Annotated in this window: 15 protein-coding genes and 2 pseudogenes; 15 read left to right on the forward strand and 2 right to left on the reverse strand. The window is 71.9% G+C overall.

From position 1 onward, the window contains the following. The first annotated feature begins 64 nt into the window (after window positions 1–64). From aspS to AC5L30_RS09095, 4 genes and pseudogenes are all read left to right on the forward strand, one after another. On the forward strand, window positions 65–1,888 hold the full coding sequence (aspS, locus tag AC5L30_RS09080; protein WP_494866449.1) for an aspartate--tRNA ligase: 1,824 nt from the start codon (window positions 65–67) through the stop codon (window positions 1,886–1,888). Between the two features lie 203 nt (window positions 1,889–2,091). Then, window positions 2,092–2,508, forward strand: a pseudogene (locus AC5L30_RS09085) (sugar nucleotide-binding protein); the annotation flags it as partial. Window positions 2,509–2,575: 67 nt separating this feature from the next. Next, the gene (locus AC5L30_RS09090) at window positions 2,576–3,175 is read left to right on the forward strand and encodes an ArsR/SmtB family transcription factor (RefSeq protein ID WP_494866450.1); all 600 of its coding nucleotides are present in this window, start codon (window positions 2,576–2,578) and stop codon (window positions 3,173–3,175) included. 115 nt (window positions 3,176–3,290) lie between these two features. After that, window positions 3,291–4,674, forward strand: a pseudogene (locus AC5L30_RS09095) (MFS transporter). On the opposite strand, the gene AC5L30_RS09100 reads toward AC5L30_RS09095, so the two are convergent. Next, complete coding sequence (locus tag AC5L30_RS09100; RefSeq protein WP_494866451.1) at window positions 4,617–5,357, reverse strand: GNAT family N-acetyltransferase; 741 nt, start codon at window positions 5,355–5,357, stop codon at window positions 4,617–4,619. The pseudogene AC5L30_RS09095 and the gene AC5L30_RS09100 overlap by 58 nt on opposite strands. 141 nt (window positions 5,358–5,498) lie before the next feature. Between AC5L30_RS09100 and AC5L30_RS09105 the strand changes: the two genes are divergently transcribed. The 8 genes from AC5L30_RS09105 to mltG all read left to right on the forward strand — a co-directional run bounded on the left by AC5L30_RS09105 (window position 5,499) and on the right by mltG (window position 15,853). Next, window positions 5,499–5,720 (forward strand): hypothetical protein, encoded by a 222-nt coding sequence (locus tag AC5L30_RS09105; RefSeq protein ID WP_112584563.1) that lies wholly within the window; start codon window positions 5,499–5,501, stop codon window positions 5,718–5,720. 74 nt (window positions 5,721–5,794) lie between these two features. After that, entirely contained in the window at window positions 5,795–7,333 is a 1,539-nt protein-coding gene (locus tag AC5L30_RS09110) for a replication-associated recombination protein A (protein WP_494866452.1), read from the forward strand. Between the two features lie 2,477 nt (window positions 7,334–9,810). After that, the gene (locus AC5L30_RS09115; protein WP_387176500.1) at window positions 9,811–10,506 is read left to right on the forward strand and encodes a hypothetical protein; all 696 of its coding nucleotides are present in this window, start codon (window positions 9,811–9,813) and stop codon (window positions 10,504–10,506) included. Window positions 10,507–10,654: 148 nt separating this feature from the next. Further along, window positions 10,655–11,119, forward strand: coding sequence for a DUF948 domain-containing protein (locus AC5L30_RS09120; RefSeq protein ID WP_112677951.1), 465 nt, complete (start codon window positions 10,655–10,657; stop codon window positions 11,117–11,119). A 29-nt stretch (window positions 11,120–11,148) separates the two neighbouring features. Beyond that, on the forward strand, window positions 11,149–11,454 hold the full coding sequence (locus tag AC5L30_RS09125) for a hypothetical protein (RefSeq protein WP_494866453.1): 306 nt from the start codon (window positions 11,149–11,151) through the stop codon (window positions 11,452–11,454). Further along, window positions 11,451–14,129, forward strand: a complete 2,679-nt coding sequence (gene alaS / locus AC5L30_RS09130) for an alanine--tRNA ligase (RefSeq protein WP_494866454.1) — start codon at window positions 11,451–11,453, stop codon at window positions 14,127–14,129. The genes AC5L30_RS09125 and alaS overlap by 4 nt, the downstream gene beginning before the upstream one ends. Window positions 14,130–14,201: 72 nt before the next feature. Then, on the forward strand, window positions 14,202–14,660 hold the full coding sequence (gene ruvX / locus AC5L30_RS09135; protein WP_112677948.1) for a Holliday junction resolvase RuvX: 459 nt from the start codon (window positions 14,202–14,204) through the stop codon (window positions 14,658–14,660). After that, a complete protein-coding gene (mltG, locus tag AC5L30_RS09140; RefSeq protein ID WP_494866455.1) occupies window positions 14,660–15,853 on the forward strand; it encodes an endolytic transglycosylase MltG in 1,194 nt (397 codons plus the stop codon). The genes ruvX and mltG overlap by 1 nt, the downstream gene beginning before the upstream one ends. A 111-nt stretch (window positions 15,854–15,964) precedes the next feature. Here mltG and AC5L30_RS09145 read toward each other — a convergent pair whose 3' ends face one another. After that, window positions 15,965–16,462, reverse strand: a complete 498-nt coding sequence (locus AC5L30_RS09145) for a peptidoglycan-binding domain-containing protein (protein WP_494866456.1) — start codon at window positions 16,460–16,462, stop codon at window positions 15,965–15,967. A gap of 328 nt (window positions 16,463–16,790) precedes the next feature. Between AC5L30_RS09145 and AC5L30_RS09150 the strand changes: the two genes are divergently transcribed. From AC5L30_RS09150 to AC5L30_RS09160, 3 genes are all read left to right on the forward strand, one after another. Then, a complete protein-coding gene (locus AC5L30_RS09150; protein WP_494866457.1) occupies window positions 16,791–17,615 on the forward strand; it encodes a shikimate dehydrogenase in 825 nt (274 codons plus the stop codon). Window positions 17,616–17,896: 281 nt separating this feature from the next. Further along, window positions 17,897–19,603, forward strand: coding sequence for a glycoside hydrolase (locus AC5L30_RS09155; protein WP_494866458.1), 1,707 nt, complete (start codon window positions 17,897–17,899; stop codon window positions 19,601–19,603). A gap of 221 nt (window positions 19,604–19,824) precedes the next feature. Continuing rightward, window positions 19,825–21,762, forward strand: coding sequence for a hypothetical protein (locus AC5L30_RS09160; protein ID WP_494866459.1), 1,938 nt, complete (start codon window positions 19,825–19,827; stop codon window positions 21,760–21,762). Window positions 21,763–21,810 lie beyond the last annotated feature (48 nt).

Below are 21,810 nucleotides of genomic sequence, written 5' to 3' on the forward strand. Positions count from 1 at the left end.
GGCGGGGCGGCCACCCCTGACAGAATGCCGGTGAGGACTGTTCCACGATGAGGAGTTGCCAGCCGTGATCCGTACCCACAATGCCGGAAGCCTGCGCGCCGCGGACGCCGGCTCGACGGTGACGCTCGCCGGCTGGGTGGCCCGCCGCCGCGACCACGGCGGGGTCATCTTCGTCGACCTGCGCGACGGTTCCGGTGTTGTCCAGGTGGTGTTCCGCGAGGAGGACGCGCACGCGCTGCGCAACGAGTTCTGCGTGAAGGTCGTCGGCGAGGTGACCCGCCGGCCGGCCGGCAACGAGAACCCGGAACTGCCCACCGGTGAGGTCGAGGTGACCGCCGTCGAGCTGGAGGTGCTCTCCGAGGCGGCGCCGCTGCCGCTGCCGGTGGACGACCAGATCGAGGCCGGCGACGACATCCGACTCCGGTACCGCTACCTGGACCTGCGCCGCAGGGGCCCGGCGAACGCGCTGCGGCTGCGCTCGCGCGCCAGCCAGCTCGCCCGGGGTGTGCTGCACGAGCGGGACTTCCTGGAGATCGAGACGCCGACGCTGACCCGCTCGACGCCGGAGGGCGCCCGCGACTTCCTGGTGCCGGTGCGCTTGCAGCCCGGCAGCTGGTACGCGCTGCCGCAGTCGCCGCAGCTGTTCAAGCAGCTGCTGATGGTCGGCGGCATGGAGCGGTATTACCAGATCGCCCGTTGCTACCGCGACGAGGACTTCCGCGCCGACCGGCAGCCGGAGTTCACCCAGCTCGACATCGAGATGTCGTTCGTCACCGAGGACGACGTGATCGACCTCGGCGAGGCGATCGTCTCGGCGCTGTGGAAGGACCTGGCCGGGCACGAGATCACCCGACCGATCCCGCGGATCACCTGGCACGACGCGATGGCCCGGTACGGCTCGGACAAGCCGGACCTGCGCTACGGCGTCGAGCTGACCGAGCTGACCGAGTACCTACGCGGCACCGAGTTCCGGGTCTTCGCCGGGGCGATCGACGCGGGCGGCTACGTCGGCGCGGTGGTGATGCCGGGCGGCGCGGCGCAGAGCCGCAAGGAGCTGGACGGCTGGCAGGACTGGGCGAAGGCGCGTGGCGCCCGTGGCCTGGCGTACGTGGTGCTGGACGCCGAGACCGGCGAGGCGCGCGGCCCGGTGGCGAAGAACCTCTCCGCCGAGCACCTCGGTGGGCTCGCCGACGCGGTCGGCGCCAAGCCGGGCGACGCGGTCTTCTTCGCCGCTAGCGCCCACGCCCGGGAGGCACAGGAGCTGCTCGGGGCGGCCCGGGTCGAGATCGCCAAGCGGTCCGGCCTGATCGACGAGAGCGCCTGGGCGTTCTGCTGGGTGGTCGACGCGCCGATGTTCGAGCCGGCCTCCGACCAGGAGAACGGCAGGGCAGGCGGTTGGACGGCCGTGCACCACCCGTTCACCTCGCCGAACGCGGAGTGGGTCGACCGGTTCGAGGAGGCTCCGGACCGCGCCCTGGCGTACGCGTACGACATCGTCTGCAACGGCAACGAGATCGGCGGCGGGTCGATCCGTATCCACCGGGGTGACGTGCAGAAGCGGGTCTTCGACCTGCTCGGCATCACCCCCGAGGAGGCGCAGGACAAATTCGGCTTCCTGCTGGAGGCGTTCAAGTACGGCGCCCCGCCGCACGGCGGCATCGCCTTCGGCTGGGACCGGGTCTGCATGCTGCTCGCCGGCGCCGACTCCATCCGTGAGGTCATTGCCTTCCCGAAGACCCGGGGTGGCTTCGACCCGCTGACCAGCGCCCCCACCCCGATCACCGCCCAGCAGCGCACCGAGGCCGGCATCGACGCCAAGCCCAAGCCCGCCGCAACGGCCCACACCGGAACGGCCGGCCCGGCAGCCCCGGTAGCAGACCCGGTCTGACCCCCACCCCACCCCGCTCCTGCTTGGTTGATCAAGAGGTTTGCGTCATCATCGCCCGGCGAGATGACGCAAACCTCTTGATCGTCAGTGGGGGAGTGGGCTGGGATGCGGGTGCTTGTTGTCGGGGGTAGCGGGTTTCTGGGGCGGGAGGTCTCTCGGCGGGGCGTCAGTGCCGGGTGGTCGATGGTTGAAAGGCGGCGGCCGAGACCGCCGTGCGGGCGATCGACCCGGGCGCGGCCCTGGTCCGGACCTCCCTGATCGTGGGGGAGGGCAGTAAGCAGTTCCAGCTCTGCCGGGACGCGCTCGCCGGCCGGGCCGCCCTGTTCAGCGACGAGCTGCGCTGCCCGATCAACGTCACCGACCTGGCCGACGCCGTGCTGGAGCTGGTCGCCTCGGCGTACGCCGGTCTGCTGAACGTGGCCGGCCCGGACGCGGTCAGCCGGGCGGAGCTGGGCCTGCTGGTCGCCGAGCGGTACGGCCTGGACGCGGCGGGGCTGAAGACCAGCACCAGCGCGGCCACCGGCCTGGTCCGCCCCCTGGACGTCCGCCTCGACTCCGCGCGCGCCGTGGGCCTGCTGCGCACCCGGCTGCGCGGAGTACGCGAAGTCCTCGCGTCCTGAACGGCGCGTCCACACTTCCTATGCAGAACTCTTGTGCAGAGGAAGTGTGCAGAGATAGTGTGCAGCCATGGAGAACCCCCCACCCGACGGCCGCACCGAGCCACGGCGCGTCGATCTGGACGGCCGGCAGGTTCGCGTGCTGGCCCACCCACTGCGGATGCGGCTGCTCGGCTCGTTGCGCATCGACGGCCCGGCGACCGCGACGGCTCTCGCCGAGAAGTTGGGCACCAACACCGGCGCGACCAGCTACCACCTGCGGCAACTCGCCGAGGTGGGGCTCGTGGCCGAGGATCCCGACCGGGGCACCGGTCGGCAGCGTTGGTGGCAGGCCGCGCACGACATGAGTCACTTCGACCCCACCGACTTCGACGAAGACCCGGATACCCGCGCCGCCGTCCAGTGGATCCAGGCGGACCAGGTGCGGCTGATGGGTGAGCTGGCCGAGCGTTGGATGGCCGTCGAACATCACCAGTCTCCGGCCTGGCGCGACGCCGCCGGGATGAGTGACCTGGTGCTACCGCTCGACCCGGACCGACTGCGTGCTCTCAGCGACGACCTCTGGACGGTGCTGATGCGCTACCGCGACGAAGCCGCGGCCGATGCTCCGGACGTCAAACCCGTGCACGTGTTCCTGGCCGGCTTCCCGCGTCTGGACGAGCGCTGGTGAGCGCGAGGAGTGAGCCGGGTTTGCGAGCCCCGCAGTCGCGAACGGCAGGTGGCCCAGTGAGCGCGAGGAGTGAGCCGGGTCTGCGAGCCCCGCAGTCGCGAACGGAGGTGTCGTCGTGAGCGCGCTGACCGTACGCCAGGTCCGGGGTCGTTACCTCACGCTGTACGGCCTGCGCTGGCTGCCCACCGGTCTGATGATCCCGGTGATGATCCTGCTGATGCAGGAGCGCGGCCTGTCGTTGCCGCAGATCGGCCTGGTCGGCACCGCGCAGGGGCTGCTGGTGCTGGCGTTGGAGCTGCCCACCGGTGGGCTCGCTGACGCCCTCGGCCGCCGACCCGTGCTGCTCGCCGCCGGAGTGCTCAACCTTGCCTCGCTGGCGCTGTTCGCGGTGGCCGACTCGTTCGCGCTGTTCTTCGTGGTCTGGGCCCTGCAGGGCATCTACCGGGCGTTGGACAGCGGCCCGTTGGAGTCCTGGTACGTCGACGCCACCCTGGCCGCCGACCCGGAGGCCGAGTACGAGCGTGGCCTCGGCTACGCCGGCACCGTCGTCGGTGCGGCCATCGGCGCTGGCGCGCTGCTCAGCGGCGGTCTCATCGCGCTCGGCCCGATCGGGCCGGTCACCGCGCTCACGGTGCCCGTGCTGGCCGCCATCGTCGCGCAGGCGGCGGCGCTCGTCGCGCTGGTCGTGCTGCTGGTCGAAGAGCGGCCGGCCACCGGTGTCGCGGCGCTGCGGGCCTCGGTGGTCCAGGCCCCCCGGATGATCGGCCAGGCCGTCGGGTTGCTGCGTCGCTCCCGGGTGCTGCTGGCCCTGGTCGCGGTGGAGCTGTTCTGGGGCTTCGGCATGGTCACCTTCGAGTCGCTGCTACCGGTCCGGCTCGCCGAGGTGATCGGCAACCCGGAACGCGCCGCGGCGCTGCTCGGGCCGGCCAACTCGGCCGCCTGGCTCGCCTCGGCCGCGGGCGCGGCACTGACCCCACTGCTGCTGCGCTGGTTCGGCGCCGCGCCCGGTGCGGCCCTGCTGCGCATCCTGCAGGGCGTGACGGTGGTCGGGATGGGATTGTTCGCCGGGCCGGTCGGGGTGCTGGTGGCCTACCTGGCCTGCTACGCGGTGCACGGCGCGTCCAACCCGTTGCACAGTGGGCTGCTGCACCGCCAGGTTGACGGCCCGTACCGGACCAGTGTGCTCTCGCTGAACTCGATGATGGGGCAGCCGGCCGGCGCGCTCGGCGGGGTGGTGCTCACCGCGCTCGCCGCCGCCACCAGCGTCAGCACCGCGATGGTGGTCGGCGCGGTGGTGTTGGCCGTCGCCGCGCCGCTCTACCTGCCCGCCTGGCTGGCCGGGCGTCGGGCCGCACCCGCCGTCGAGCCGACCGCCGTCCCGGTGCCCGCCGCCGACCGTTGAGGACGGGGCCCCTTGTCCGCAAGGGGCCCCTTCTGCCGGTCAGGCGAGGCGGATCGAGCTGAGCGGGAGAGTGGTGGTGAAGCCGAGCCGACGGTAGAGCCGCGCCGCACCGACATTGTGCGTGTAGACGCCGAGCCCCACGACGTCGTGGCGCGTCAGCAGCGCCCGGGTCATGCCCGCGGTTAGGGACGCGCCCAGCCCTCGACCCCGTTGGTCGGGGGCGACGGTCAGGCCGGCGAGGAAACCGATGTCACCCTGGCTGCGGTCCGCGCCGCACGCCACCAACCGGTCGCCGGCCCGGATGCCGTACCAGTTCACCACCCGTGGGTCGCCCGGGCGGGAGGTGCTGCTGGGGAACGACTCCTCGACCAGCGCCGCCAGCGCCGGCTGGTCGGCGGCGGCGAGGCGTACCACCGGCTGCTCGTCCGGCTGCGCCGGTGGCGACGTGTCGGTCCAGTGGAAGTCCCAGTCGTTGTGCTCGGCCACCGCCAGCCGGTCGACCAACAGACCGTGATCGTGTCGCGGCAGGTGCAGCCGCTGTCCGGGTTGGAGCATCCCGTCGGCGGCGAGCGCGACACAGATCTCCAGCGCCGCCTCGGCCGGTCCGATCGCGCAGCCGGCCGGTCCGTGCTCGGGCGGGACCAGCCACAGCACGGCGTCGTCGCGCCGGTACGCGCGCGCCGGCACAGCCCGCCCGAGCGCGTGCCGGGCGAACGGGTGATGGCCGACGGCGGCCAGGATGGCGCTGCGGTCCTGGAGCACCCGGTCGTCGATGATCATGCTTTCCAGCCTAGGAGTCGGGGGTGGAACGCCCGCGCCGGGCCGTCGCGGCGTGACCCACATCCACCGTGGAGATTGGCGAGTCGACCGATTGGGTACATCACGCGCCGACCTACTGGGAACCCCCACCGGAGGACCGACATGCTCGCCATCCTGGCCGCGATTGTCTTCGGCTTCGCCCTGCTCATCGATTTGCTCGACACCAACTTCGGCGCACCCGACCTGTTCAACTGGAACACCCTCGTGCTCATCGGGCTGCTCCTGCTCTCGCTCTACCTGGCCGGCGTGGGCAGCGGCCCGCGCGGCGGTGGCGGCGGTGGCGGCGGCCGCTGGTACCGGGGCCGGCGCCCCGGCCGTGGCTGACCGGAACCGATCACCGGTGGCGGGCCCGCGGCGCGATTCCGGCGTCGTGGGCCCGGCCCGGTACTGTCTTCGTGATGGAGTCCGACGCCCTCTTCTCCCTCGGTGAACCCGCCGGGTCGCGCAGCGCGCCCGACGGTCCCGCCGGTGTCGACGGCTTCACCGCGGTGGCCGACGATTCGCCCCTGCCCGTCCGGATGCGCCCGGTGACCCTCGACGAGCTGGTCGGGCAGGAGCACCTGCTCGCTCCCGGCGCACCGCTGCGGCAACTGGTCTCCGGCGGGGCTCCGATGTCGGTGATCCTCTGGGGCCCGCCGGGCAGCGGCAAGACCACCATCGCGCACCTGGTGGCCGGGGCGACCGACCGCCGCTTCGTCGCCATGTCGGCGCTCTCCGCCGGTGTGAAGGACGTCCGTGCGGTGATCGAGGCGGCTCGCCGCCAGCGCCGTTCCGGCGGCCCGCAGACCGTGCTCTTCATCGACGAGGTGCACCGGTTCAGCAAGACCCAACAGGATTCGCTGCTCGCCGCCGTCGAGGACCGCACGGTCACCCTGCTGGCGGCGACCACCGAAAACCCGTACTTCTCGATCATCTCACCGCTGCTGTCGCGGTGCGTGCTGCTCACCCTGCAACCATTGGACGACGAGGCGGTGCGGGGCCTGCTGCGCCGCGCGGTCACCGACAAGCGAGGCCTGGACGGCGCACTCGCCCTGACCACCGAGGCCGAGGACCACCTGGTCCGGTTGGCCGCCGGTGACGTCCGTAAGGCCCTCACCGCCCTGGAGGCGGCGGCAGCCTCCGCCACGGCCCTCGGCGGCGGGCGAATCGACCTGGCCACCGCCGAGCAGGCGGTCGACGTGGCGGCGGTGCGCTACGACCGCGACGGCGACGCCCACTACGACGTGGTCAGCGCCTTCATCAAGAGCATGCGCGGCTCGGACGTGGACGCGGCGGTGCACTGGCTGGCCCGCATGCTGGTCGCCGGCGAGGACGCCCGGTTCATCGCCCGTCGCCTGGTCATCTTCGCCAGCGAGGACGTGGGCATGGCGGACCCCGGGGCGCTGAACGTCGCGACCGCCGCCGCGCACGCGGTCGAGTACGTCGGCCTGCCCGAAGCGCAGCTCAACCTCGCCCAGGCGGTGATCCACCTGGCCACCGCGCCCAAGTCGAACTCGGCCACCACCGCCATCGGCGCCGCGATCGCCGACGTCCGGGCCGGTCGCGGCGGCCCGGTGCCGCGAGGGCTGCGCGACGCGCACTACGCCGGCGCCCGAGGGCTGGGCCACGGGACCGGCTACCGCTACCCGCACGACGACCAGCGCGGCGTAGTCACCCAGCAGTACGTCCCGGACGACCTGGTGGGCACCGACTACTACCAGCCCAGCCCGCACGGCGCGGAGCGTTCGGTGGCCAACCGGCTGCCGGTGCTGCGCCGGATCGTGCGTGGTCTGTCGGCCCCGGCCGCCCGCCCGGAGGCGCCGCCATCCGAGCCGTCCGTAACGGCGCAGACCGCGCCAGCGCTATCCCCGGGGGCCGGCCGTCCGACGACGGGCCCGGGTGCCCCCGGCACGATGCAGGACAGCGGCACCGACGCCGCAGGAGAGGGTCAACAGTGAGATCGCGTGGTGGGGACCGCCCGGACGAGGGCCCGGACGAGCGGCGCGATCCCCGCGCCAAGACCCGCCGTTGGGGTCGCGGCCGGGCGGCTGAGCCCGAGCCGGAGGCGCCGGTCGCCGGCGAGGAGTTCGGCTGGATCGACGACCTGCGCTCGGCCAAGCAGCAACGCACCGAGCTGGGCCCGGACGGTGCGCCGGCGGAGCCGAACCGACCCCGCGGGGGCATGCCCCCGGCAGACCCGACCGGGCCGCCGGCACAACCCACCCCGCGTACGCCGGCAGAGCCGGCCGGTGCGCGCGGCGGTGGGCCGGAGTCCGCGCCGCCGGCCTCGCGCCCGGGTGAACCGGGTGGTGCCGCCGCCCGTCGACCGGTCGACGGCCCCTGGCCGGGGGAGACACCGCCAGCGGGCCGTCGCCCGGATGACCGGCCGGCCGCCGCGGGCCCCGGTGCCCCCGGGCAGCCGCCGCGCCGCGGCGTGCAGCCGGCGCCCAGCGCCCGCGCTGCCGTACCACCGTCGGCGCCCACCACTCGGCCGGGCGGGGGTGAGCCGGCCGGCCCGCAGGGGCCTCGCCCGGCACCCGACGCCCCCGGCGGCCCGGCCCGTTCTCGCGGTGCCGCGGCCCCTCCCGGCCCACCCATGGGCCCGCCGACCGCAGGCCCTCCGGCCGGTCGTCGCCCGGACGCCGCCGCCTCGCCGGGCCGTCGCCCGGATGCCGCTGTGCCGCCGGGCCGTCATCAGGACCCCGCCGCACCGGGCGGAAATCCCGACGCCATGCCGCCGCTGCGCCGTCCGGACGCCGGCCCGCCGGGCCGCCGACCCGGCCCGGAGCAGCCGATCGAGCCCGGCCGTGCCGCGCCACCCGCCGACCGACCGCCCGCCGGTCGACGCGCCACCGGCCCGACCCCCGACCCGGCGAGGGCGCCCGGATCCCCCGCACCCGGGCCGGCCCGCTTCGACGGCGCGCCGGCCGGCGTGGTGCCGCCGACCGCGGACGGCCTGCGGCCCGCCCCCGCCGTCGATCGTGACCCGCGCACCGCCCGGCGTCGCCCGGGCCCGGCCGACCCCGGCGCTCCCGAGCCCACCGGGCGGCGCCCCACCGAGCGTCCCCGTCCGGCAGCCGGCGGGCGTCGCCGCGCCGCGGAACCCGACGAGCCGGTGGTGCCCCGTTCGGGCAATGCGCCATCCGTGCCCCGTTCGGGCAACGCGCCACCCGTACCCCGTTCGGGCAACGCGTCGTCGGTGCCCGAGGCGACCGGCGCGCACAGCGGCGCCCTGCCCACCACCGGCCCCGCCGACGGCACCGGCCGCCGCCGGGTCGTCTCCGATGAACCAGAACGCCGAACGCCACCCGGTGGCGAACCCCGGCTGGACCGGCCGGAGCGGCCCGCGGACTGGCTCCGCCAGGCCGGCCGCCTGCCCCACACCGATCCTGGCCTGCCGGTGGTCAACCGCCGAGACGTCAGCCCGCCGGCCGGGGGTCGCCACCCGGCGGCACCCGCCGGGCCGGGGGACCTCGCCGACCAGGCGTCAGGTCGGCTCGCCGTGCCGGACCCGGCCGCGGAGCGCTCCGCCGCCCGCCAGCCCGCCGGCCCGCCGGTTGACCCGGGCGCGGACGCACCGACCGGTCGTCGCGCCGTCCGGACCGACCCGTCGGGATCCACGGGCGAGCAGGCTCAGCCCTATCCGCCGCCCGGTGAACGACCCGCCCCCCGTGGGCGGGGCGCGGCGGCGGTACCCACTCCCGACCCCACCGGCCGGCGCGGCCGCGCCGTGGTGGGGCCCGGCCCGGACGCACCGCCCACCTCGGATCCGACCGGCCGACGACGTCGTCCGCCAGTCGAGTCCGGCCCCGACGGTCCGGCCGGCCCCGGTCGACCCGGGCCCGCCGGTGACCACGGCGACGACCCCTACGTCGGTGGGCGACCCGCCCCCGGCGCCGGTCCCACGGCTCGGGGCGCTGCCCGCTCCGCTCCACCCGGCCGGGCCCGGCCCATCCCCGGTGACGCGCCGGCACCCGACGCCGGACGCCGCGGCGCTGACGGTCCACTGCGCCCTGGTCCGGGCGCCGAGACGGCACCCCGGGAGGCGACCCGTCCGGACGGGCCGGCTCGTGCGGCGGTGCCGCCGGCTGTGGATGGTCCGCCGCGTTCGCGGCCGGACGGGCCGGCTCGCGCCGCCGTCCGCCCACCCGGCGGGCAGCCGCCCATTGACGAACGGACGACCGGCGAGCCGGGACCGGCCGGGCCGGCCCGGGGTGGTGCGCCGGTCGGCCGACCCGCGCCGGCCGACCGTGCCGCCGGACGCGCCCTGCCTCCGCATCGGGAGCCCGGTCGCGCCGAGCCGAGCGGCGTCGCGCCCGTGCCGCCTCCCGGACGCGGCGGCGAGCCGGTCGGCGTGGCCCGCGCCGCCGCCGTGGTGCCCTCCGCGTCCGGTCCGGTGGACCGGCCGGCACCGGAGCCCTCCGACGGGCCGGCGTTGCGTTCGGCTGGTCAGGACGCGCCGGACGACGACGCCGCAGCGGGCGCCCGTTCCGAAGAACGCCGGCAGACCCGCGAACGACGCCGCCTACGCGCGGCGGTGTTGGTGCTGGTCAGCGTCGTGCTACTCGGCGCGGTGCCGCTCTTCTTCGGCATCCGGACGCTGAGCCGTGACCCGGTCTTCGACAACCTGGACCAGCTCAGCGTGCCCGGCTGGGCGGCCGCGAAGACGGTCGACGACGTCAGCGGCAGCCGGTGGTGCCTGCTCGACTGCCGGCTGCGGGAGCGGACCGTGACCTCGGAGAAGGCACCCAAGGAGACGGCGCAGGTCTACGAGGACGCGCTGCGCCAGGACGGCTGGCGGCCGTGGAAGGTGAGCCGCTGCCCGGAGCAGCAGACGAAGGGCAGCTACACCTGCTGGCGTCGCGACGAGTTGACCCTCGACCTGTGGGTACGCGAGCCGACCTGTGTGCCGCCGCCGGTGGACGGCGAGCCGGCGGTCGTGCCGTCCGGCGACCCGTCGGCCGCTGCGACCGAGTGCACCGGCTCGTTGGTGTCGGTGAAGGTGCGCAATGCGATCGACGACGAGCGGACCAGGCCGCAGCCGACCACCGACCCGTCACTGACCGGTGAGGATCCGTTCCCCACGGTCAGCGCGGATCCGTTGGGCGAGCTGACACCCTCACCGTCCTGAGCCGGTCTCCATCACGGACGGTAGGGTCTGGGGCTGGCGGGCACGCCCGCTACCGGTGACCGCTGACGGCTCGGCGGCCGGTACGGGTGCCATGGTTGTGTGTTCCGGGGACGTCGGGTCCTGCGGACTCTGCTTGAGGAGGACAGGCGTGGGCGACATTGGAGCGATCGCGGCGCTGATCGCGGCAAGCGCGTTCGCGGTGCTGGTGCTCATCCTGACGCTGCCCATCCTGCGGCTGCGGCACACGGTTGACGCCACCACCCGCATGATCAACGACCTCAACGATCGGACCGCGCCGCTGCTCGGTGACGTGAACACCACGGTGAAGAACGTCAACACCGCGCTGGAGCAGGTGCAGACCTCGCTCGACGGTGTGAACCTCCAGCTGGCGAAGGTCGACACCATGACCAGCCACGCACAGAACGTCACCGCCAACGTCGCCAACCTGGCCACCGTCGTCTCCGCCGCGGCCGCCAACCCGCTGGTCAAGGTGGCCGCGTTCGGTTACGGCGTGCGTAAGGCCGCCGCCGGCCGCCGGCACGCCGAGACCGAGCGCGAGGTACGCGACACCATCAAGCAGCAGCGACGGGCCGCGCGACGCGGCAACAGCTGACCGGCCGGCGTACCAGGAGGTAGCGGGACATGAGGCGCTTGTTCTGGCTCGGCATCGGGGTGGCCGTCGGTGTGATCGTGGTCCGCAAGGCGACCCGGACCGCACAGGCGTACACGCCGGCGGGCATCGCCAGCTCACTGACGGAATCCGCTGGCGGGCTCGTCGAGTCGCTGCGTAGTTTCGTGGAGGACGTCCGGGTCGGGATGGCCGAACGCGAGCAGGAGATCCACCACGCGTTCGCCCAGGGCGAGGCGTTCGACGATCAGTTCGCCGAGCTGCGGGAAGACCCGCGCATCGGCGATCGAGAAATCTTTCCGGAGGAACACCAGCGATGAAGACGGCGGAGATCAAGCGGCGGTACCTCGCGCACTTCGAGGCGAATGGCCACACCGTGGTGCCGTCCGCTCCGCTGCCCGCCATCAGCGACCCGAACCTGCTGTTCGTCAACGCCGGCATGGTGCAGTTCGTCCCGTACTTCCTGGGTCAGCAGACTCCCGCGTACCAGCGGGCGGTCAGCGTGCAGAAGTGCCTGCGCACCCCGGACATCGACGAGGTCGGCAAGACCAGCCGGCACGGCACGTTCTTCCAGATGAACGGCAACTTCTCCTTCGGTGACTACTTCAAGGCCGGCGCGATCCCCCTCGCCTGGGACCTGGTCACCAAGTCGCAGGCCGACGGCGGGTTCGGGCTGGACGCGGAGCGGGTCTGGCCGACGGTGTACCTCGACGACGACGAGGCGTACGAGATCTGGCGGTCGGTGGGGGTGCCCGCCGAGCGGATCGTCCGCCGGGGCAAGGCGGACAACTTCTGGTCGATGGGCATTCCCGGGCCGTGCGGTCCGTGCTCCGAGCTGTTCTACGACCGGGGCCCGGAGTACGGCCGCGAGGGCGGCCCGGCGGTCGACGAGGACCGCTACATGGAGTTCTGGAACCTCGTCTTCATGCAGTTCGAGCGGGGTCCGGGCACGACCAAGGACGACTACCCGATCCTGGGTGACCTGCCGGCGAAGAACATCGACACCGGCATGGGCCTGGAGCGGATGGCCTCGATCCTGCAGGGTGTCGACAACCTGTACGAGATCGACGAGGTCCGGCCGATCCTGGCCCGGGCGGCGGAGCTGACCGGTAAGCGGTACGGCGCGCACTCCGGGCACGTGGCCAGCGAGTCGCACCCGGACGACGTCCGGCTGCGGGTGATCGCGGATCACGTGCGCACGGCGCTGATGCTGATCGGCGACGGGGTGACCCCGTCCAACGAGGGTCGCGGGTACGTGCTGCGCCGGATCATGCGCCGGGCGATCCGGTCGATCCGGCTGCTGGGCTGGCAGGACCGGGCGCTGCCCGAGCTGCTGCCGGTGGCCCGGGACTGCATGGCGCCGTCGTACCCGGAGCTGGCGACCGACTTCGACCGGATCGCGGATTACGCGTACGCGGAGGAGGAGGCGTTCCTGTCCACCCTGCGGGCCGGCACCACGATCCTGGACACCGCGATCGCGGAGACCCGCACGGCGGGTGGCTCGGCGCTGTCCGGGGCGAAGGCGTTCCAGCTGCACGACACGTACGGCTTCCCGATCGATCTGACCCTGGAGATCGCCGCGGAGCAGGGGCTCACGGTCGACGACGAGGGGTTCCGGCGGCTGATGGCCGACCAGCGGACCCGGGCGAAGGCGGACGCGCAGGCCCGCAAGACGGGGCACGTCGACCTGTCGGCGTACCGGTCGGTGCTCGACGCGGGTGGCCCGGTGACGTTCACCGGGTACAGCGAGGTGTCCCGCGAGTCGACGGTGCGGGCGCTGCTCGGCGCCGAGGGCCCGCGTCAGGCGGCGACCGAGGGCGACACCATCGAGCTGGTGCTGGACACCACCCCGTTCTACGCCGAGGGCGGTGGGCAGCAGCCCGACCAGGGCATGATCACGGTTGGTGGCGGGCAGGTCGAGGTGCTCGACGTGCAGCAGCCGGTGCCCGGCCTGATCGTGCACCGCGCCCGGGTGATCCGGGGCGAGGTACGCGCCGGTGAGGCCGGCTTCGCCGAGATCGACACGACCCGGCGTCGGGCCATCTCCCGGTCGCACACCGCGACGCACCTGGTGCACCAGACCATGCGCAACTTCCTGGGGGAGTCGGCCACGCAGGCCGGGTCGCTGAACGCCCCGGGTCGGCTCCGGTTCGACTTCAACACCCCGACCGGGGTGTCGCCGAGCGTCCTGCGTGACGTGGAGCAGCAGGTCAACGAGGTGCTCCTGGCCGACCTGGAGGTGCACGCCTTCATCACCTCGTTGGACGAGGCGCGGCGGATCGGCGCGATGGCGCTCTTCGGCGAGAAGTACGGCGAGGAGGTGCGGGTCGTCGAGGTGGGTGACTACGCCCGGGAGCTGTGCGGCGGCACGCACGTGGCCCGCTCGGCCCAGCTCGGCCTCGTGAAGATCCTCTCCGAGTCGTCGATCGGCTCCGGTGTCCGTCGGGTCGAGGCGCTGGTCGGCATGGACGCCTTCGGCTTCCTGGCCAAGGAGCACCTGCTGGTCTCTCGGCTGGCCGAGCTGTACCGGGTGCCCAACGACCAGGTCGCCGACCGGGTGGAGCAGACCGTCACCCAGCTTCGGGACGCCGAGAAGGAGCTGGAGAAGCTGCGTGCCCAGCTGGTGCTGGGTGGTGCGGGGGCGCTCGCGGCGCAGGCCAAGGACGTGCGCGGGGTCGCGTACGTGGGCACCGAGGCGCCGGAGGGCGCGGCCGGCAACGACGTGCGCACCCTGGCCCAGGAGATCCGCGGCAAGATCGACCCGGCGCGGCCGGCGGTCGTCGCGGTGGCGGCGCGGTCGAACGGCAAGGCATCCCTGGTGGTGGCGGTCAACGCGGCGGCGCGGAGCCGGGGCCTGGCCGCATCGGATCTGGTGAAGGCGGCGTTCTCCGGGCGCGGCGGCGGCAGCCCCGATCTGGCCCAGGGCGGCGGCCTGCCGGCGACCGAGGCGCCGAACCTGCTGCTCACCGTCGAGAAGGCGATCACTGAGGCGTGATAGATCATCACTGTGAGTCAGGGCGGGCCATTTGGTCCGCCCTGGTTCGTACCCGGCCGGTGGTGACCGTCGGTGGCTGAGTTGACGCGCGGTGTGCGGATCGGCGTGGATGTCGGTCAGGTGCGGGTGGGTGTCTCCCGCTCGGATCCGGACGGGATCTTGGCAACGCCGCTGGTCACCCTGGCCCGCGATCTCACGGCGGCGCCGGATGCGGTGCCCAGCGACCTCGCCGAACTGGCCGCCCTGGTGGCCGAGCACGAGGCCGTCGGGGTTGTCGTCGGTCTTCCGGTCAATCTCGCCGGTAAGCATGGCCCTGCGGCCGTCCATGTGAAGGCGTACGCTGACCGACTGGTCGATGTGATAGCGCCTGTCCCGGTAACGCTCACTGACGAGAGGATGTCGACCGTGGTCGCTTCTCGTAGGCTTGCCGAGCGTGGCGTCCGAGGTAAACGTCAACGTGCGGTTGTCGATCAGGCGGCCGCGGTGGAGATCCTGCAGAGCTGGCTGGACGCGCAGCGGAGGCGGACGTAATGATCGACGATCTGGACCTTGGGTTCGACGAGCCGGAGCGGGGGGAGAAGGGTCGGCACCGGCGCGGCTTCCGCAAGCGCAAGGGCGGGTCCGGCGGCGGCCGGGGCAAGACATTCCTGGCCCTGCTGATGGCCCTGCTCCTGTTGGGTGGCATCGGCGGCGGCGCGTTCTACGGCTTCGACCGTATCCAGAGCTACTTCGTCACCCCCGACTACGACGGCAGCGGGACCGGTGAGATCACCGTCGAGATCAAGAACGGCGCGCTGCTCGCCGACATGGCCGACGCCCTCGTCGCGGCCGACGTGGTGAAGAGCCAGAAGGCTTTCATCGAGGCGGCCGAGGCCGAATCACGCAGCAAGAACATCCAGCCGGGCACGTACAAGCTGCGCAAGCAGATGAGCGGCGCGAGCGCCGTGACCGCGATGCTCGACCCGAAGAACAGAATCGTCAACGGCGTGACCATCCCCGAGGGCCGCACGAGCTTCAACATCTACAAGCTGCTCTCCGAGAAGACCAAGATCCCGGTCAAGGACTTCCAGGCCGCCGCGAAGGACCCGGAGGCTCTCGGTATCCCGGATTGGTGGTTCAAGCGCGGCGACGGCAAGAAGAGCGTCAAGTCCGTCGAGGGCTTCCTCTTCCCGGACACCTACGAGATCCCGCCGAAGTCCACGGCCGAGAGCATCCTCAAGCTGATGGTGAACCGCTTCCTCTCGGTGACCGGGGAGATGAAGTTCGCCGACCGGGTGCAGGAGGAGCGCAAGGTCAGCCCGTACGAGGCGCTGATCGTGGCCTCGCTGGCCCAGGCCGAGGCGGGCAACAAGGACGACCTCGGCAAGGTCGCCAGGGTGGCCTACAACCGCGCGTACGGCGAGTTCGACTGCAACTGTCTGGAGATGGACGTCACTGTCAATTACTACCTGGAGTCGATCGGCAAGCCGACCAAGTCGTCCAAGCAGATGACGGCGGCCGAGCTGGACGACCAGAAGAACCCGTACAACCGCAAGCTGCGGGGCATGATCCCCACCCCGATCAACAATCCTGGCAAGCAGGCCCTGGAAGGGGCGATGGACACGCCGCCGGGCAAGTGGCTCTACTTCGTGGCGATCGACGACAAGGGCCACTCCGCGTTCGCCGAGACGTACGAGCAGCACCAGCGCAACGAGGCCAAGGCTCGGGAGGCCGGCATCATCTGACACCGGTCCGGGTTGCGACGAAAGCCCGCGGCAAAGACGAAGGAGTTGCGTGCAGGACGCAAACACATCCTGTACGCAACTCCATCAATTACGCCAGATCAACGATCAATGTCAGCAGTACTGTGACTTTGAACCGTAGTAGGCGACGGACCAGATGTCGTTTCCGTTGTAGAAGAGAATTTGGTAGCGACCGTCGATGCGCTTGAGCGCCAACCTGCTGTTAGAGCCGTTGTAGTAGATGTATGAGCCAGACTGGGTCAGGCGGCTGTCAGCCTTCCCGAAAGTAGCCGGACCGACCTTTCCATCGGCGGTCAATCCGTTGCGACTCTGCCAGGTCTTGGTCGCGGCCTCCGTGGTCGGCCCGAACTCGCAGTCGACCTGCTGCAGGGTGAGTAGACCATCCGCTACCAGCACCCGCTGCCACAGCCCCGTGGCGCTGCTGTTCGCGTAGCTGGTGCGGCTAAGTGTCCCCTCGTCGCCCCAGTCGTCGGTGATGGTGCTGGCTCCGCCGATGTAGCCCTGGGACGCCGAGGCGCTGGCGGGCGAGGGGGCGACGAATGCGCCGACCACCAGGGCCGCCGATGCTACACCGGCAACCACCTTTGTCATTCTTCGCTGACTTTTAGCCATCGATGGCTGACGTCCTAGCGATGAGTTCATCATTCTGCTCCCCGTGGTTGGTGAAGTGGTTCAGCGACAATCTTTTCGGTCGCTTAACCGGCCGCACGCATTGCCGTTGCGGTGCGCTTAGTATTGCCGCGCTTGCCAGGTCACGCAAGTATCTAAACTGGACAATGTTGCCGTCCGCTGTCCTGATGATTACTGGTTCTGTATGCACCTCATCGGCTCGCGGGGTGCCGATACCTGACCGTCAGCGTGGCCTGGCGGCGTTGGTTACCCTTCAGCTCGGGTGGGACGCTCTGGCGGGGGGAGTGACATGACAGCGCATAGGGCCGCGGTGCTGGGCAAGCCGATCGCGCACTCCCTCTCCCCGGTGATCCACACCGCGGGGTACGTCGCCGCCGGGCTGAGCGGGTGGTCGTACACCCGGATCGAGTGCGCGGCGGCGGAGCTGCCGGATCTGGTCGCCGGCCTGGGCCCGGAGTGGGCCGGGTTGTCGGTGACCATGCCGGGCAAGGAGGCGGCGCTCGCCGTGGCCGACGCCGCGTCGCCGGTCGCCGCCGCCGTCGGCGCGGCCAACACGTTGGTACGCCGCCCGGACGGCTCCTGGTACGCGGACAACACCGACGTCGCCGGCATGGTGCGGGTGCTCACCGACGCCGGCGTGACCGCCGGTGCCGCCGTGACGGTGCTCGGCGCCGGCGGGACGGCCCGCGCCGCGCTCGCCGCCGCCGCGCAACTGGCCTGCTCGTCGGTGACGGTGGTGGCCCGCCGACCCGAGGCGGTCGGCGACCTGCGCCCGGTGGCCGACGCCCTGGGTGTCGCGCTGACGCCCGCGCGATGGGGTGACGCGCCCCGGCGGCTCTCCACTGCCGACGTGGTCGTCTCCACGGTGCCGAAGGGGGTCGCCGACCCGCTGGCCGGCGCGGTGGCCTGGCGGCCGGGCGCGGTGTTCTTCGACGCGCTCTACGACCCGTGGCCGACACCGCTGGCGACGGCCGCCGATGCGGCCGGTTGCCGGATCGTCTCCGGTCTGGATCTGCTGCTGGCCCAGGCGGTCGGCCAGTTCGAGCAGTTCACCGGGGTGACCGCGCCGAGGGCGGCGATGGCCGCCGCGTTGACTGCCGCTCGCGCCGCCTGACGGACCGAACAGGTTGCCCGGAACACACGGACCGACACGGTCGCCGGTAGGCGATGCCTCCCGGAAGCAGGCTTCCAACGCGTTCCGTTGACTCCGCGCGTGCTGCGCGGGCAAGGTGTGTGGCGGGCTTCGGTGCACCTGCGGGCAGAGCCCCCTGATTTCCCTGAGGCGGTTTCTTAGCTGACGGTTAAGACGCGCTTACGGAAAACTGTCCTACCTGCCACATGTCCTGGTCATCGATACGCTGCTCACCGTTACGGACGCAGACACAGGGAGTTTCCTTGACCAGGCACGGACTGCACCGCATCACCCGGTTCCGCTCCGGACCCCGGCGTAAGGCGATTGCCATCGGCGTGGTCGGCGGCTCGGTGGTGGCCGGCATCGTGGCGACCATGATGCCGCTGCTGGCCAGCGACGACCTGTCGATTCGGGCGGCGGCGGACACCACCGCCACCGCGGTGTCGCAGGACGGTGACAACGCGGCCAAGTCGACGCTGGCAACCTGCGCGACGCGCTGCGACGGCAACCCGCGCGGTGGCCGTGAGGCGGTCATCGAGTTCGCGGTGACCACGGTGCCGGCCACCGCGGTCAACATCCGGGCGACGCTGCGGGTGCACGCCTGGCAGCAGTTCGCCGCCACGGTGACGGCGCACGCCTCGCCGCTGAGCGCCCGCGAGTCGCGGCCTCCGCTGACGTCGGCTGGTGCCGTACTGGACAGCGTGACCAGTGTGTCCAAGGGCGTCAACGATTGGGACGTCTCCAAACTGGTCACCGGCAACGGCACCTGGACGGTCTCGTTGGCGCAGAGCGGCCTGGAGAGCCGGATCTACTGGGCGTCGGTCGAGAACCGCAATCCGGACCTGCGGCCCAGCCTGCTGATCAGCTACGACCTCGGGACCCGGCCGTCGCCGGTGACGACCACCCGGCCGGCACCGCCGCCGTCGCCGAGCGCGTCACCGACCACCGCCGCGCCGAGGCCGTCACCGACCATCACCCCGACCCGGACGGCGACCCCGAGCGCCAGTGGCACCCTTCCGGCCGGCAAGTGCGGGTCCGTCTCGGACAAGCTCGTCCCGTCCTGTGGCGCATGGTGGGGCATGTACTCGCCCGCCGGCGCGGCCGGCGGCTGGGACCACGGCAAGGCCGTCGCCGACGTGGAGACGCAGGTCGGGCGGAAGTTCGACATCGTGCACCGCTACCACGACTTCTCCAACGCCGGCAGTAACGGCGCGTTCCCCGACGTGTACGAGTTGCAGCAGATGCGCGAAGGCCGGTTGATGTTCTTCGCCTGGGAGTCCCGTGACTTCTCCGCCGGCACCACCCTCAAGTGGTCGGATGTCTACGGCGGCAAGCAGGACGAGACCATCGACGCGGTCGCCGGTCGGATCCGCGCCGCCGGCGTGCCGGTCTTCATCGGCTTCGACCATGAGCCGGAGGACGAGCCGGCCAAGGGCAGCGACGCGGACTTCGTCCGGGCCTGGCGCTACGTCCACGAGCGGTTCGCCAGCGCCGGCGCGACCAACGCGGTCTGGGTCTGGACGATGATGGGCTGGTCCGGGCACTACTCCCGGTACGCCGGCCTGTACCCCGGTGACCGGTACGTCGACTGGGTCGCCTACGACCCGTACAACTTCCACGTCTGCAACGGCAGCACGGTGTGGAAGAGCCCGAGCACGACGGTCGGTGGCTTCTACCGGTGGCTGGACGACAACGGCATCGGCGCCGGCAAGCCCCGGATGCTCGCCGAGTTCGGGACCAACTTCAACTCCGCCGACCTGGGCGCCAAGCAGCGCTGGTTCCAGGAGTTCCCGGCGGCGCTGAAGGCACACCCGAAAATCAAGGCGGCCATCTACTTCAACTCGGCCGGCATGACCAGCCGCACGTCGACCTGCGACATGACGATGAATCACGACGCCTCGGCGGTGGCCGGCTTCGCCCGGGCTGGACAGGACCCCTACCTGCGGCAACCCACCGGAGGTAGCCGCTGACGTTCGAAACGGGCTGACAACACGGCGTTCGCCGGAGGTCGGACATCCGATCCTCCGGCGTTCTGTCGGCTTGCGGATTCATGCACCGCCCAATCGGCGGATTTTGTTAACCAGGCTGGACGAGGCACGCTACCTCGGGTTCTCATCCAATCTGGAGGCGCAGCGTGCCCAAACTCTCGCACTTGTGGCGTTTTGCAGGACGACGTCGTACGCGGGCGGGGATGGTCGCGTTGGCGATCATCGCCGCAGGTCTGGGCGTGCCCACGACCGCGTCGGCCGCGGTGGTACCGGTCCCGGTGACGGCGACCCTGGTGTCGGCGAACCCCGCCGACGCGACCCCGCACGCACGAGACGGTGAGACCCGTGCCTTCGCACAGGTGGGCAACACGGTCTTCGTCGGCGGCAGCTTCACCCAGCTCCGGCAGACCGCCAGTTCCGCGTGGATCACGCAGCGCTACCTCTTCGGGTACGACCGGACCACCGGCACCATGTCGACCACCTTCCTGCCGGTGCTCGACGGCGCGGTCAACACCCTGCTCGCCGGCCCCGGCGGCACGCTGATCGTCGGCGGCACCTTCAAGAACGTCAACGGCGTCTCCCGGAAGAACCTGGTGGCGCTCAACCCGTCCACCGGCGCGATCGTCGACAGCTGGGTCGGGCGCTCCGACGGCGGCACGGTCCGTGACCTGGCGCTGCACGGCAACTGGCTGTACGTGGCCGGCGCGTTCAACTGGCTCAACGGCACCGCGCACGCCGGTCTCGGGCGGCTCAACGCGACCACCGGCGCGATCGACCCGAGCTTCAACATCAACGCCACGGTGGGACGGCACAGCACCACGTCGTACGTCTGGACCATCGACGTCGCGCCGGACGGCGACACCCTGGCCGTTGGCGGCAACTTCACGCTCGTCAACGACCTGCCGCGCAACCAGATGGCGTTGGTGGACGTCTCCGGGACCCCCACGGTGCTCGACTGGAGCACCGACAAGTTCGTCCCGCCGTGCGCGGCGCCGACGACCTTCGTGCACTACGTGCAGGACGTGAAGTTCGGTGGCGACGGCAGCTGGTTCGTGGTCGGCACCAATGGCGGCGCCGGCTGGCCGGCCGCGTACTGCGACGCCCTGGTCCGCTTCGAGACCGCCGCACGGGGCAGTGGCCTGCTCGCCACCTGGGTCGACTACACCGGCAACGACACCATCACCTCGGTCGAGGTGGCGGACAACGTCATCTACCTGGGTGGGCACTTCCGCTGGGTCAACAACCCGAACGCCAGCGACAACGCCGGCCCGGGTGCGGTCGACCGGCTCGGCATCGCCGCCGTCACCCCGGCCACCGGCATGCCGGTGAACTGGAACCCGCGCCGTAGCGGCAGCGCCTCGATGCCGGCGGGGACCAGCAACTGGGGTTCGTCGGTGCCGGTGCTCTGGCGCGGCTCGGACGGCCTCTACTTCGGGCACAACTCCGATGGCATGGGCGAGGAGTACCACGGCCGGCTCGGCATGTTCCCGCTCGCCGGCGGGCGTACCTTCACCCCGAAGAACCCGCCGTCGGCCACCACCGGCAACCTCTACCTGGGCACCGCCTCGGGCACCGTGGCGAAGGTGCCGTTCAACGGCACCGCGCTGGGCACCGCGACCAGCGTCAGCCAGCCCGCGTACACGGCGGCCGGCGCGACCTGGCGAGTGGACGACCGGATCTACTGGTCGCACACGGTGGCCGGCACCCCCACCGGCAGTCGGATCGACATCTCGCTCTTCAACGGCGGCGCGATCGGCTCGCCGTGGGAGGCGTCCGGCTACAACGACTGGTACAACCCGGCGTTGCTGACCGGCGCCTTCTTCCTCGACGGCCGGCTCTACTACACCCGTACCGGGGCCAACAACCTCTACTACCGCTACTTCGAGATCGACGGCAACTACCTGGGCGCCACCGAGTTCGCGCTGCCGACCACGGGTGTGACCTGGTCCGCGGTGCGGGGCATGGCCTGGGTGGGCGGCCGGATCGTCTACGGCTCCACCGATGGCGCTCTGCGGAGCGTGCCGTTCGACCCGACGGCCGCGCCGAGCGCGGTGGTCGACGGTGCCACGGCGACCGTCGTCAGCAGCGCGACGCCCGAGTTGTCCTGGTCTACCCCATCGACATTCTTCTCCGTACAGTAAGGGTCAACCGTTCGTGACGGAGCATCGGTAGATTGTTCATGTTGGGCC

This window comes from Micromonospora sp. BQ32 (genome assembly GCF_059358895.1).